Raw genomic sequence first — 13,638 nt, 5'->3', positions numbered from 1 at the left:
GGGGTCGTGAACAGGATCCTGTTCACGACCCCGCCGGGGCACTATCGGTGATCATGCGAGTGGGCGGACGTTGGCGGTCAGCTCCGTCGGCGACGTGGGCTCGCCGGGTGCCGTGGGCTCGCCGGGCGACGCCCGGCCCTGGCCCGCCGGGCTACCAGTGGCCGCGGTGGACGACCTCGTCGAACGGGCGGCGGTCGGGGCGGGAGAGCGGGGCGAGCGGTCGCTCGGACGGATAACCAAGCGCGATCATGTGGGCGCACTGGTGCGTCGGCGGGACTCCGAGGAGCCGCCGGCACTCGTCCTGGTCGCCGACGGCCGAGTGGCCGGTCCCGATGCCCAGGTCGGTCGCGGCGAGCATCATCATCATGGTCGCCTGGCCGAGGTCGAACTGGTCCATCACCCGGAACCGGTCGCTCTCCGGCTCCGGGATGACCAGCACGACCGCCGCCGCGGCTCCCGCGAGATGCCGCGCGCCCTGCCAGACCGTGGACAGGTCGACGAGCTTCCCGCGGTCCGTGACCAGCACGAAGTCCCACCGTTGCCGGTTCGAGGCCGACGGCGCGCGCCGGCCGGCCTCCAGGACCCTGTCGAGGTCCTCGGCGGGAATCGCCCGGTCCTGGTAGACGCGGACATTACGGCGCGCCCGGATGGCGTCCCAGGTCTCCACGCCAGGAACCCTAGCCACGCGTGCGCGCCGGGCCGGTCGTTTGACGCCCGAAACCGCGGGCGATTCGCGGGACCGCCGTCGTCAGAAGTGACGCAGGAGGTCGGTGAAGGAGGGCAGCCGCAGCACGCCCGCGTCGGCGGGGTCGAGGTCCGCGTGCTCCAGCGCCCAGCCGTTCTCGTTCGGGATGTGCACCGCCCGCCAGCCGGCGCCGCGAGCGGGCAGGATGTCCGACTTCGCGGAGTTCCCGATCATCCAGGTCGTCGCCGGCTCCAGACCCAGCTGGTCGGCGAGCCCTCGGTAGGCATCGACGTCCTTCTCCCACACGATGTGGGTGCCGAGGTGGAAGTACCCGGCAAGTCCCGACGCGTCGATCTTGCCCTGCTGCTCCTCCGGCGCGCCCTTGGTCAGCAGCGCGAGCTGGTGGCGCTCCCCGAGCGCGCGCAGTGTCTCGGCGACTCCCGGCATCAGCTCGACGCGGTGGTCGGCCAGCGCGGCCGCGAGCTCGTCGATCTCGCGGCGCTCCCGGGCGTCGACCGGCCGCTCCCGCAGCCGTTCGAACAGGTCGTGCAGGCTGCGCAGGAACACCTTGCTGCCGTAGCCATGGACGACGGCGTTCGCGGCCTCGATGTCCATCAGCATCGCGTACAGCGCCGCCCGGTCCAGTGTGGGATGCGCGAGCCACTCCAGGTAGTCGGCGATCACCCGTTCGAAGCGGACGTTGTTCTCCCACAGTGTGTCGTCCGCGTCGAACACCAACGTCAACCGCGCCCCAGGCGCCAGCTTGCCCGAATCCACGTCCCGATCTGAACAGACATGGATCGCCTCGTCGACCGGATTTGCCCCGTCACGCGCGCCCGTCACCGTTTTGGCCACTCCGGCCGACGCTCCGCTGGACGCCGTCGGGCGGACCGCGCCGGCCCGCGTCGAGTGGACCTGGCGGATCATTAGGCTGACTGCCGGGTTCACCGCCGGCGATGAGTTCCCGGGTGTCGGCCGGTCTGATCTGTGACTACCCGGAGCCGAGCGCGGGTCCGCGACCACAGCGCGGCGGAACGCCCGCGGCGCAGCAGAGGAGAGCCAAGATGCGCACCCTGATCGTGACCGCCTTCGTGTCCCTCGACGGTGTCGTGGAGGCGCCCGGCGGGGAGACGGGGTACCGGAACACCGGCTGGACCTTCAAGGACATCGACTTCGACCCTGCCGCCTATGAGCTCAAGGGCCGGGAGCAGGAGGAGACCACGGCATTGCTGCTGGGTCGAACCAGTTATGAGGCGTTCGCTCCGATCTGGCCCACGATGACGGAGTTCGCGGGCTACAACGCGATGCCGCGGTACGTCGTGTCCACCACTCTCGCCGAGGCCGATCCGCGCTGGCCGGCGACGATCCTGCGCTCGCTCGACGAGGTCGCGGCGCTGAAGGAGACCGAGGGCGGCCCGATCGCGGTGCATGGAAGCGCGACACTGGCCAGGAGCCTGGCCGACGCCGGACTCGTCGACCGCTACCACCTGCTGATGTTCCCGGTCCTGCTGGGCGCCGGGAAGCGGCTGTTCAGCGCGGCTGACAAGGACAAGACGATGCTGAAGCTGGTGGAGCACGACGCCTACGCCAACGGCATCCAGAAGCAGGTCTTCGAGGTCGTCCGCTAGCCGGCCAGGGTGGTGAGGGAGACGTCCCACAGGCGGGCGGCGGCGTCGGGGTCGAGGGCGAACGGGGCGACGCCGTTGCGGGCGCTGAGCACGCCGACCTCGGCCTCGTTGCAGTCCTCGAAGTAGCGGCCGCCGACGCCGTCGAGCAGCGGTGAGGTCGCGACGAGAACCGAGGTGGCGGCCCCCTGCTCGGGGGTCTTCCACTTCAGGCCGCCGCCGCCCGCCGCGACCCGCAGCTGCTCGAGCACTTCGTCGGGCACATAGCGCTGCAGGTTGGTGCGAATGCCACCAGGCATCAGGGCATTGACCGTGATCCCGTCAGCGGCCCACCGCTTGCTGGCCTCAACGGCGAACAGCACGTTGGCCGTCTTGGACTGCCCGTAGGCCTCGAACGGGTCATATGGGCGGCGCAGGAAGTGGATGTCGTCGAACACCACGGGAGAGCGGTGATGCGCGCTCGAGCTGACGGACACGACGCGCGCGCCGCCGGCGGCGGCCAGCGCGCTCCGAAGGCCGGTGGTGAGGGCGAAGTGGCCCAGGTGGTTGGTCGCGAACTGCATCTCCCAGCCCTCGGGAGTGCGCATCAGCGGCGAGGCCATGATGCCGGCGTTGTTGATCAGGATGTCCAGCGGGCCGTCCCACTGGGCGGCGAACGCCGACACCGACGCCTGGTCCGCGAGGTCGAGCCGATCGACCAGCACCTGCTTGTTGCCGGTGGCGGCCGTGATGTCGGCGGCGACCCGGTCGCCCGCCCCGACGTCGCGGACGGCGAGTGTCACCTCGGCGCCGGCGCCGGCCAGCACGCGCGCCGTCTCGACGCCGATGCCCGAGGCCGCGCCCGTGACGACCACGCGGCGGCCGGCGAGGTCGATACCCTTGATCACCTCGTCAGCGGTCGACTCGGCGGAGAACGGCGTGATGATCCGGTCGTTCATGGGGCTTCCTCTCGGTACCGTTAACCGGAGGTTCCTCCGGTCTCTCCAGCAGAGGTAACCGGAGGCTCCTCCGCTTCATTCCTCGGGAGGTGTGATGACGGCCACGCGGCCGCTGCGCGCCGACGCGCGGCGCAACCGGGAACGGTTGCTGGAGGTCGCCGTCCGCGAGTTCTCCCGCGATGGGCCGGACGTCCCACTCGAGGCGATCGCGAAGGCGGCGGGCGTGGGCATCGGCACGCTGTACCGCCACTTCCCGACCCGCGAGGCGCTGATCGACGCGGCCTACCGCAACGAGCTCGACCGGCTGGCCGACTCCGTCGACGACCTGCTCGACGCCATGCCACCGGATCTGGCCCTCCGAGCCTGGATGGACCGTTTCGTCGACTACCTGGCCACCAAGCGCGGCCTGGCCGACGCGTTGCGCGCGCTCATCGCGTCCGGCGGCGACCCGTTCGCGCACAGCCGCGACCGACTGACCACGGCCGTCGCGACGCTGCTGGCGGCCGGCGCGTCGGCCGGCTCCCTGCGTCCGGACGTGACGCCGGACGACGTGCTGGTCGGGCTGAGCGGCCTGTCCCTCGCGACCGCCGACCGGGGAGACCGCGACCAGGCCGGCCGCCTGCTCGACCTCCTGGCGGACGCGCTGCGCGTCCGCCCCTGAGCTTCGGCCGCCTCACCGCCGCCGGTGCCAACGGTCACCGGCATCCGGCCGACAGCACCACTCACCACCTTCGGTAGCCGCTCCCCGGACATGCGGTAACCGGACCGGCGGCGTACTTTGTGGTCATGGCGCATCCTCAGCGGCGCCGCATCCCCGGCCCAGGCGAGATCCCGGATGCCGAAGGGATGGTAGTCGGGCTGCTCTCCGTCGCCCGGCACCGGCTGGGCATGGAGCTCAGCTGGCTCGCCCGGCGGGTCGGGAACATGGTCGCCGTCGAGCAGGTCGACGGCGAGGCCGACGCGTTCGGGCTCAGCCCCGGCCTCATCAGCTGCGTCGAGGGCACCGTCTGTGGCCGGGTCATGGCGCAACGCGCGCCGCGGGTGATCAGGAGCGTCCAGGACGAGACCAGGACGGCCGACCTCGAGGTCATCAGGCAGATCGGCATCGGCAGTTACATCGGGGTGCCGGTGGTGCTCCGGGACGGCACTCTCTACGGGCTGCTCGGCTGCCTCAGCCGGCGGCCCGAGCCCGACCTGCGGGACCGCGACGCCGGCTTCCTGACCCTGCTCGCGAATGTGCTCGCCGACTGCTTGTGGGACTCCAACCTGGAGTGGCGGGACCGGGACGAGATCTGGCGGCGCGTCAGCGGGCTGCTCGACTCCGGCGGCCCGGCCATGGTCGTCCAGCCCATCGTCGAGCTGCCCGGGCTCAGGGTGATCTGCGGCGAGGCGCTGGCCCGGTTCCCGGCCGGCACCGGCGGTCCGGAGCAGTGGTTCCGTGACGCGGCCTCGGTCGGTCTCGGCGTCGACCTGGAGCTGGCCGCGATCAGGAACGCGTTTCGCGCGCTCCCTCTGCTGCCGGATGGCCAGGTGCTCGCGGTGAACGCCTCCCCGGCGACGGTCGTCTCCCACGGCCTTCACGATCTGCTCCGGCAGGTCCCCGCGGAGCGGATCATCGTCGAGGTCACCGAGCACGACCGGATCGACGACTATCCGGCCACCGTCCTCGCCCTCGACGCGCTGCGCCGCGAGGGGGCACGCACCGCCGTCGACGACGTCGGGGCCGGCTACGCCGGGTTGCACCAGTTGCTTGAGCTCCACCCCGACTGCATCAAGATGGACCGCTGCCTGACCGGCCGCCTCGAGTCGGATCCCGCCAGCCGGGCGCTGGCGGCGGCGCTGGTCCACTTCGCGGAGGACATCGGCAGCCTGGTGCTCGCCGAGGGCGTGGAGACGCCCGGTGAGCTGCGCCTGCTCATCGAGATCGGCGTCCACCAGGCGCAGGGCTTCTATCTGGGTGAGCCCGATCCGTTGCCGTTGCCGGCCGGGGCTCGGCCGGGCGCGGTCGTCGGCGGCGGATAACGGTCGGCGGCGGCGCGCGACAGACCGACCGCGCGACGGGTCATGGGCGGCGCGAAGGGCCCACGCTGATGGGCCACCGGTCCCGGTTTGGCCGGATCCCGGCGGGGTTAGCTCTTCTGTAGGCCTCTTCAGTAGACGGAGCGTTCAGTGGGCAGGGCGCCACCGCGGCCCACCAGGGAGGAACATCATGACCAGTGGCACCGAGGTGCGGCGGATCGTCGCCGGCACCGACGGCTCGGAAGGCTCGCTCGACGCCCTGCGCTGGGCCGCGAGCGAGGCCGAGCTGCGCGGCGCCGAGCTCCTCGTGCTGCTGGCCTGGCAGCCGCCCTACACCGGCCCCTACCTGCCGGCGATCCCCCTGGACGCCGGCATCGTGGAGGAGGCCGCCCGCGAGGGCCTGCGGCAGGCGCTGACCGCCGTGTTCGGCGACAGTCCGCCGGACGGCGTGCGCGCCGAGATCCGCCAGGGCACCGCGGCCAAGGTCCTCACCGACGCGGGCAAGGAGGCCGATCTCCTGGTAGTCGGGTCGCGGGGACACGGCGGCCTCGTCGGTGCGCTGCTCGGCTCCGTGAGCACGGCCGTGATCCACCACGCGACGTGCCCCGTGCTCGTCGTCCGCCGCCCCGCCGACGGGCCCGGCCACGACGAGCGCGCGCAGGGGTAGGCCACGGCGAGGAGCGGGCACGGCGACGAGCGGGCACGGTCGAAGGACACGGCTGAGGGACGCGGCTGAGAGACGCGGTCGAAGCCGCCGGCCGGCCGGGCCGGCGGGATCCGCCCGCCCTATGGCCGCGGCGGCCCGCCGCCGTCGGCGGGCTTCTTCCCGACCGCGTCGAGGGCGAGCGCGAGCAGCCGGTCGGCCTGGTCGGCGTCGTCGCCGCGGGCGGTGGCCAGGGCGATCCCGACGACGAGCTGGATGAGGTCGTCCGGGCTCAGGTCGGGGCGGGCCGTCCCTGTCCGCTGAGCTCGGCCGAGGAGATCGGCCGCGGTACCCAGGATCGTCTGGTGGCAGTCGACCCCGACCGCCTCGGGTCCCTCGGTCATGAACGCGCCGGCCAGGCCCTGGTTGACCCGCGCGTGGGTGAGGAACAGCCGCAGCCAGGCGGCCAGCGCGTCGTCCGCGCCATGGGTGGCCGCCAGTTCCGCCGCCTGCCGGCACAGCGTCTCGATCCGGTCGGCGAGCACGGCTCGCACGAGGGCTGTTCGGGTCGGGAAGTGCCGGTAGAGGGTGCCCTGCCCGACCCCGGCCCGGCGGGCGATCTCGACGAGGGACGCGTCGGGCCCGGCCTCGTCGAAGGCCTCGCGCGCGACGGCGAGCAGCCGCTGCCGGTTGCGCCGGGCGTCGGTGCGCTGGAGGCGCTGCGCGGGAGCCTGTCCGGCCGAGGCCATCGCTCCCCCTCTCCACCCTGCCCGGGTCGACAACCGGACAGGTTACCCGGATAGACAACCGGACAGGCTGTCCGTATCGTGGCCGAACAAGCGGACAGCCTGTCCGTATTACGCGAGGACCGAAGGATCACGATGACCGGAGACACGGGACACGGGCTCGGCCAGGTAGGCGTCTGGACGTCCGCCTTCGACGGCCAGCCCGCCGGCCGGGTACGGGAGGCCGCCTCCCAGATCGAGGAGCTGGGCTACGGCGCCATCTGGTACGGAGAGGCATTCGGCCGCGACGCGGTGGGCCAGGCGTGGCTCCTCCTGTCGGCCACCCGGCGCGTCACCGTCGCGTCCGGCATCGCGAACATCGCGTTCCGCGACCCCGTCGCCCTGGCGACCGCGGCCCGCGCGCTGGGCGAGGCGTTCCCGGGACGCTACCTTCTCGGCCTCGGCGGCCACCGGGTCGACGACACCATCCACCACCTGGACGGCTACCCCATACCCGCCCTGGGCAAGGCGGTATCGACCATGGGCAGCTACCTGGCGGCCATGGACGCCGTCCCCGTGCACAGCCCGCCGCCGGAGTCGGCCGTGCGCCGGGTCCTGGCGGCGCTCGGCCCGAAGATGCTGTCGCTGGCGGCCGAGCGAACCTGGGGCGCGCACCCGTACTTCGTGCCCGTCGAGCACACCCGGTGGGCACGCGAGATCATGGGTCCCGAGGCGTTCCTCGGCGTCGAGCAGGCGGTCGTGCTGGATACCGACGCCGACCGCGCCCGCGAGGTCGCCACGGAGCACGTCGCCATGTACGTCGCCCTGGCCCCGCACCAGCAGGCGAACGTCCGGCGGCTGGGCTTCGGCGACGACGACATCGTGGGTGGCCCGAGCCGTCGGCTGGTCGACGCGATCGTCGCCCATGGGGACGCCGACGTGATCCGTGACCGGGTGCGCCAGCATTTCGACGCGGGCGCGGACCACGTGTGCATCCAGGTCCTCACCGCCGACCCCGCCGCGCTGCCGGACCGCGAATGGCGGGAGCTCGCGCCGGCGCTACGCGACCTCGCGCCCACGCCATAGTCCGGCTCCCGCCCCTGCGCCCGTCCCCTCGCGGCCCGCTGCCCCGTCACGTACCCCACCGCGCCAGGCCGCGGGACGCACGCGACCGTCGAGGAACAGGAAGCAGCCCGCCGCCCTGGAGAACCCCACCATCCGTGGGAGGTAGCCGGACGGGTGGACGGCGTCGGTCACCTCTCCCAGGCCGTGCTCGACGCATAGCCGGTCTGTGGGGCGGATATCGAGTGCGGCCCCGTCGGGTTGGGCACGGGAACCGGTTCCTGGTCGTCACCGCCGGTGGGCGGCGGGTCCTGCTCGACGACGCGGGTTTCGAAGCGAACGGAGAACTCCTGGGTGAGTTCTCCGTCGCCGTAGGCGATGACGTGGTGTGGATCGCGGTAGAGCCCGACGATGCGGACCACCTCGACGTCGAGCCCGGTCTCCTCCTTGAGCTCGCGTACCGCGGCGTCGGCCAGGCGTTCGGCGACGTCGATGGGCGCGAGCGGGCGGGCCCGCCTGGAGGTTCCAGGTCGCGTGGAACCCGGCCGCGTGGAGTCCGACCGCGCCGAGTCCCGTCGCGCGGTGGGCCGGCGGGACTCGGCGGCCCGGGCGGAATGCAGCGGTCGGGTCCCCGGCGGGGGCGTGGTCGGGATGGAGATGAAGTGGAGCAGGCCCGGTAGCAGCGCTCCTCGGAGCACGAGGGCGTCAACGGCGACCGCGAGGGCCAGCCCCGCCCCGAACACCGCGAACATCCGCTGTTGCTGCGCCGCGACCGCCAGGAACAACGGAAACAGGATCACGCTGATGGTGAGCGTGATCGCCGCGGCGTCGGCATGGCCCGCGCGGACGAGCTCCCTGTGCCGTTGGGATTCCGCCTCGGCCGTGAGGGCGGACCGGTACGCGGGGCGGAGCGCCGGCCGGAGCTCGCGGTCCGGCGGCCATTTCAGGGGCACTGTCTGTTCCGCGCGATCCCGCAGAGCGTCGAGCCTGGCCGCCGACCGGGCCTCGCCCAGCCTGCTCAGCAGGCCCAGGTGCATGCCGACCGTGAGGCCGAAGGCGGCGAAGACCATGAACGCGACCGCGAACGGCTCGAAGGGCCCGGTACGCACGTTGAGGAGGGCCGCCAACCAGTCGATGCGGGTGAACAGGCTGACGATGCCAAGGGCCGCCCCCAGCGCCACCAGCTCGGCCACGGCGATCGCGGCGGCCACGAGCAACGACCGGGCCAGGACAAGGGCGGCGAGACCGACGACGAGACCGACCAGCCCGATGAACACCGGCAGCGCGCCGGCGAGATCGTCGGCCGTGTCCAGGAACAGCGCGGACTGACCGCCGATGTGGACACGCAGATCCGTGTCCCCGACGATCTTGGGAACCGTCTGGGTGCGCAGCCGGTCGAGCAGGTCGGACATGGCCTGCGAGCGTGGCTCGCTGTCGGGTATGGCGCGCAGCAGCGCGAGGCCCGCGTCCGGGCGGTCGAGCACGAGCTGCGCGGAGGCCACCCCGGGGGTGGCGTCGATGGCCTCGGCGAGCCGCGCCGCCGCGTCCGGCCCGGCGGCGGAGGTGTTCTGCGCGACGATCAGCATCGGTCCCGTCAGGCCAGGGCCGTACTCCTGGCTGATCAGATCGTAGGCCCGGCGCGTGGTGGTGGACGTCGGGTCGACGCCGGCGTCGCTGGCCCCTAGGCGCAGGCTGAGGGCGGGCACCACCAGGACGGCCAGCAGCACCCCCGCGGCGATCGCGATCGGCCGCGGATACCGGCCGACCTGCCGTGCCCACCAGGAGCGCAGCCCGGCCCGGCGGGGTGGCCCGCTGCCGGTACGCCGCACCAGGGTCCTTTCCGACCAGGGCAGCAGGTGGTTCGCGCCGAGGGCGAGGGCCGCCGGCATTATGGTGGCCAGCGCGAGCGCGGCCACCGCCGCCACGACGAACACCGCCGGCGCGTACTCGGCGAAGCCGGCGAGGTCGCTGGCCCAGGCCACGAGCGCGACGACGCAGAGACAGCCCGCGCCGAGCACCGCCGCTCGCCCCGCCCAGCCCATCGCGCGCACCACGGCGGCCCGCGGGTCGAGGCCCTCGCGCATCGCGAGCTGGGCGCGGTGCACCACCACGATGCCGGCACCGAGGCTGACGACGAGGCCCAGCAGCAGCGCGAGCACCGGCGCGAGCGGCGAGATGGGCCGGGCCCGGGAGACGAGACCGACCAGCACGAGGCCGACCAGCGTCGTCACGATGACCGGCGACGCCGCGGCGATCATGGCGGAGGGAGTCCCGAGCGCCAGGCGCAGGATGAGGAGCGCCACCAGGCCACCCAGGGCCAGCGGGAGAATGGCGATCTTCCCCTGGACGTCGGTGGTGATGCCCGGGCCCATCAGCTCGACGCGCATGCCGGCGGTCGCGTACGTCTGGGCGGCCTGCTCCAGTTCCCGCACGGCGGCCAGGTCGGGGGCGAGCGCCGACGCCTTCATCAGGACCGCCACGAGTACGGTGTCGCCGTCGGCGCTGATCGGGTTGGCCCCCACCGCCAGGTCGGCGCCGGGGCCGTAGGGACTCAGCGCGGCGCCCACCCCGGGCACCTCGCCGAGTCTCTTCACGAGCGCCTCGACGCGCGCGCGCTCGGCCGGGGCGCGCAGGTCGCCGTTCGGCAGGTGCACGACGACGGTCTCGGTGTCCGGGAGCTTCCCGTCCGGCATCACCGTGGGAACGAGGTCCGTCGCCCGCTGGGACTCCGTCGTCGCCGGCCCGACCCGGGAGCGCACCCGCGCGTCGGAGCCCAGCGCGGCCACCACCGCCGCGACGACGACCAGCAGCCACAGCGCGGCCACCAGACGGTGATGGGCGCAGCACCAAGAGGTCAGTCGCGACATAAGTGCTCCCCCGGCCACGACCGCCGCTCATCCGCCGACGCCACGATCGGCCCCCTTCCGACTTACGTTTGGACATGATCATCGGGATCGGACGACGACACGGTAGCGTTTCGTCAATTTATGCGATATCAACTTTGCCCATTACTTGAAGTAGCGATCAAATGGAGCCTCGGGAAATCTGGCGACCCCAGGCCCACAAGGAGCTACATCGCGTTAGCAACAGTGGCCAGCCACTCCGGCTCGACCACCACGTTTCGTTGGGCCCCGCCGAGCCGACCCCGGTCACCGGCCAACGCCGCGCCCGCCGGGCCGCCACGACGAACGGAACAGCCGAGGCGGCTCGCAAAATGATCAGCGAGTGGATGCTCGGCGTCCCGCGAGGCGAGCCCGGTCGTGGATCCCGTCGCGGGCAGCCCCCGCGCGCGACGACGGGTCCCCGGGCCCGGCCAGGTCACCACAGCAGGCCATACCGCCGGGCGACGCTCACCGCCGCCGTCCGGTTCCGTACTCCCAGCTTGCTCCGGATATTGCGCAGATAGGCCTTGACGGTCTCCGGGCTCACCGCGAGCTGTTCCGCCGTCTCCGCGTTCGAGAGTCCTTCGGCCACCAGCCCGAGAACGTCCAGCTCACGCCGGGTCAGGGCGAACGCCGGCTCCTGGGCCGACGACGCCAGGACGCCGTCTTCGAGCAGGCTCCGAATCGCGGCGATCCTCGCCCGGTCATGCGGGACGGTGACCCCCTTCGCGAGTTTCTCCAGCTCGCCGTCGATCTGGCGCAGCGTCCTTATGTCCATGACGCACCGCTGCGGCGCGTCGATCTCGTACGCCCTCGCGGCCTGGGTCACGAAGTCCTCCAAGCGGCTGACGAAGGAAAGCGCCGTCCTGGTCGTCGCGGCGCCGATCGCCTTGTCGGACCGCGTCCCCAGATACAGCACGAACAGCACGCGCCCGTCCAGGCGCAGCGGTACCGCGAGCAGAGAGCGGACATCCTCGCCGCAGTCCCCCCAGGCGGGCCCACGGGTACCGATCCGCGCCCGCTTGCCGTCGTTCTCGACGAGCACATGCCGGCCGGCGGCGACCACCCGGCCGGCCAGGGTCTGATCCAGCGGAGCGGTTCTCCCTGGAAGCCCGTCGGTCCGCATGCCGGTGGCGCAGCGAAGGGCCAGCTTGCCGGTGCGCGGATAGACGACCCCCGCGAGAGCAAGATCGGCCCCGGTACGTTCCCGCAAGCTGGACGTGATCCGGATGAGGAACTCGTCAGCCTGGGTATCGTCGCATGGCTTTGATGTCATCAATACCTCCTCGACAATCCCCCTCCACGGTTCGCCCTCAACTGCCTGGGATCTCGACGGCCAAAGAACAGCCCGGCGGCACTCGCCGGGATGGTCTGGCGGACGTCGCGGCACACCGGTGCCGCATCCCGCGCCACCCCAGTCACCGCCACCAGTACGCACGCTCCGTCAACCCCCTGAAGAACGGCTCGCGGCCTGCTGGTGCTGGCTTCTACCGGCGGCATCGCTACCAGAAGTTCCTCCGTTTCCTAAAACGGCCCCTCACCACGGGCAGGGTACGATGCAAGGTACGGATTTGGCACGTTAGTCCAGAAAAGGCCGGTCTTGATACCCTCTCGCGGGGGTACCGGGCGGCTGAGGGTGACTCCTACGTTTGCCGCTACCGCGGGTCACCGGAGCGCCATCACCGCCGACCGCGCGGGACAGACCCAGCAGCCGGGTCCGTCCACTCCCGAGTTCGACGTCAGCCAGCGGCCGGGGCGGGCCACCCGTCGCCCGGTTGGGCGGGCCGGACGCGCTCAGGCCGGCGTGTCGCGGCCACCCGGGCGGGACGGTCCTACCCGCGGGTGGCGAGGGCGAGAAACCGGTGCGCGGCGTCGTCGTAGCTGTCGAGGTGCCAGCCGCTGGCGGCGAGCATCGGTCCGAGACGCCCGGCCGCGAGCGGCTCGTCCGGCCGCAACGCGCGGCCGTGGCGGGCGGCCAGGGCGGCCCGCCCGGACGGATGAAAGATCGCGAGCCGCCCACCGGGACGGCTGATCCTGGCGAGCTCGGCGAGCCCCGCCGCCATGTCCGGCAGGTGATGCACCAGCCCGGCGGCGAACACCGCGTCGACGGCGCCGTTGGCCACCGACAGGTGGCGCGCGTCGGCGACGAGCAGCGTCACGCCGACGGCCCGGCCGGCCTCGCGCGCCGCGCGCAGCATCAGCGGGGTCAGGTCGAGCCCGATCACCCTGCCAGCCGGCCCGACGGCGTCCCGCAGCGCGGGCAGCGCGCGCCCTGTCCCACAGCCCGCGTCCAGCGCGACCGCGCCGGCGCGCAGCCCCATCGCGCGCACGGCCGCCGCGTAGGCCGGCAGGTCGTCCCCGAACTTCGCGTCCCAGGTGGCCGCGCGCACGGAGAAGAAGGCATCGGTCTCGCGGGCGAACCAACTCCCGTCGCCGGCCAGCCGGGCCGCGACCCGCCGGATCACCGGCCAGGCAGGGTCGTCCACGTCGACGACGACGTCGGCGCCACGCTCGCCTTCCTCGTCGCGGCCGGCCCGGGTATGCAGCCACACGACGACGTCCCAGCCGCCGGGGGGCGAGTCGGCGCGCCGGCGTGGACCGTCCGCCAGGACGACCGTGCCGGCGCCGGCCGCCCCGTCCGGCGTGTCGCCGCCCGCCGCCGGCCCGGCGCCGCCCGCCGGCCCGGCGCCCGCGGTCGGCCCGGCGCCTGCCCGCCGGCCGCGGCGGCCGGCGGCGCTGACGGAGGCGGCCAGCCGGTCCGCGAACAGCCTCGGCACGTCCTCGCCGCCAGCGCCGTCGACCAGCACCCGGACCGCGCCCGGCGGCAGCATCCCGGCGAGCGTGTCCAGAACCGTCTCCCAGCGGCCGGCCTGCTCGCTCGTCATCGCTGGCGACTCTGGCGCCGTCACTCGTTCGTCGGCCACGTCACCATGATGTACGACCAGGCCGCCACCGAGGTCCTCAGCGGTCCGTCGGCCGCGACCTCCGCCACGGTCCTGGCGCGAGACGACGCCACTCGTAGGAGATCCGGCGTGCAGGACGCCGTGAGGTGGGCACCA

Annotated in this window: 12 protein-coding genes; 5 read left to right on the top strand and 7 right to left on the bottom strand. The window is 72.9% G+C overall.

Annotated elements, in window-relative coordinates; all coding sequences use genetic code 11:
- Positions 1–151: 151 nt before the first annotated feature.
- A complete protein-coding gene (locus I6A81_RS06705) occupies positions 152–667 on the bottom strand; it encodes a nitroreductase family protein (RefSeq protein WP_203006785.1) in 516 nt (171 codons plus the stop codon).
- 81 nt (positions 668–748) lie between these two features.
- Positions 749–1,462, bottom strand: coding sequence for an HAD family hydrolase (locus tag I6A81_RS06700; RefSeq protein ID WP_203006786.1), 714 nt, complete (start codon positions 1,460–1,462; stop codon positions 749–751).
- Positions 1,463–1,749: 287 nt separating this feature from the next.
- Here I6A81_RS06700 and I6A81_RS06695 point away from each other — a divergent pair, with 287 nt between their 5' ends.
- A complete protein-coding gene (locus tag I6A81_RS06695; RefSeq protein ID WP_203006787.1) occupies positions 1,750–2,313 on the top strand; it encodes a dihydrofolate reductase family protein in 564 nt (187 codons plus the stop codon).
- Here I6A81_RS06695 and I6A81_RS06690 read toward each other — a convergent pair.
- Positions 2,310–3,248 carry an SDR family NAD(P)-dependent oxidoreductase gene (locus I6A81_RS06690; protein ID WP_203006788.1) on the bottom strand — a complete coding sequence of 313 codons (939 nt, stop codon included), beginning with the start codon at positions 3,246–3,248 and terminating at the stop codon, positions 2,310–2,312. The genes I6A81_RS06695 and I6A81_RS06690 overlap by 4 nt on opposite strands.
- Positions 3,249–3,342: 94 nt before the next feature.
- On the opposite strand from I6A81_RS06690, the gene I6A81_RS06685 reads away from it, so the two are divergent.
- The 3 genes from I6A81_RS06685 to I6A81_RS06675 all read left to right on the top strand — a co-directional run bounded on the left by I6A81_RS06685 (position 3,343) and on the right by I6A81_RS06675 (position 5,934).
- Complete coding sequence (locus tag I6A81_RS06685; protein WP_203006789.1) at positions 3,343–3,909, top strand: TetR/AcrR family transcriptional regulator; 567 nt, start codon at positions 3,343–3,345, stop codon at positions 3,907–3,909.
- Positions 3,910–4,034: 125 nt separating this feature from the next.
- Complete coding sequence (locus I6A81_RS06680) at positions 4,035–5,270, top strand: sensor domain-containing phosphodiesterase (RefSeq protein WP_203006790.1); 1,236 nt, start codon at positions 4,035–4,037, stop codon at positions 5,268–5,270.
- A 187-nt stretch (positions 5,271–5,457) separates the two neighbouring features.
- On the top strand, positions 5,458–5,934 hold the full coding sequence (locus I6A81_RS06675; RefSeq protein WP_203006791.1) for a universal stress protein: 477 nt from the start codon (positions 5,458–5,460) through the stop codon (positions 5,932–5,934).
- 119 nt (positions 5,935–6,053) lie between these two features.
- Here I6A81_RS06675 and I6A81_RS06670 read toward each other — a convergent pair whose 3' ends face one another.
- Positions 6,054–6,659, bottom strand: coding sequence for a TetR/AcrR family transcriptional regulator (locus I6A81_RS06670; RefSeq protein ID WP_203006792.1), 606 nt, complete (start codon positions 6,657–6,659; stop codon positions 6,054–6,056).
- Between the two features lie 132 nt (positions 6,660–6,791).
- Here I6A81_RS06670 and I6A81_RS06665 point away from each other — a divergent pair, with 132 nt between their 5' ends.
- Entirely contained in the window at positions 6,792–7,721 is a 930-nt protein-coding gene (locus I6A81_RS06665; RefSeq protein WP_203006793.1) for a TIGR03620 family F420-dependent LLM class oxidoreductase, read from the top strand.
- 167 nt (positions 7,722–7,888) lie between these two features.
- Here I6A81_RS06665 and I6A81_RS06660 read toward each other — a convergent pair whose 3' ends face one another.
- The 3 genes from I6A81_RS06660 to I6A81_RS06650 all read right to left on the bottom strand — a co-directional run bounded on the left by I6A81_RS06660 (position 7,889) and on the right by I6A81_RS06650 (position 13,503).
- Positions 7,889–10,522 carry an MMPL family transporter gene (locus tag I6A81_RS06660; protein ID WP_203006794.1) on the bottom strand — a complete coding sequence of 878 codons (2,634 nt, stop codon included), beginning with the start codon at positions 10,520–10,522 and terminating at the stop codon, positions 7,889–7,891.
- A 493-nt stretch (positions 10,523–11,015) separates the two neighbouring features.
- Positions 11,016–11,855 carry a helix-turn-helix transcriptional regulator gene (locus tag I6A81_RS06655; RefSeq protein ID WP_203006795.1) on the bottom strand — a complete coding sequence of 280 codons (840 nt, stop codon included), beginning with the start codon at positions 11,853–11,855 and terminating at the stop codon, positions 11,016–11,018.
- A 556-nt stretch (positions 11,856–12,411) separates the two neighbouring features.
- A complete protein-coding gene (locus I6A81_RS06650; protein WP_307874508.1) occupies positions 12,412–13,503 on the bottom strand; it encodes a class I SAM-dependent methyltransferase in 1,092 nt (363 codons plus the stop codon).
- Between the last annotated feature and the right edge of the window lie 135 nt (positions 13,504–13,638).

The sequence above is a fragment of the Frankia nepalensis genome, from assembly GCF_016786325.1.
Lineage (GTDB): Bacteria > Actinomycetota > Actinomycetes > Frankiales > Frankiaceae > Pseudofrankia > Pseudofrankia nepalensis.
The sequence above is the reverse complement of the archived record's forward strand: the minus strand, read 5'-3'. Positions and strand labels throughout refer to the sequence as shown.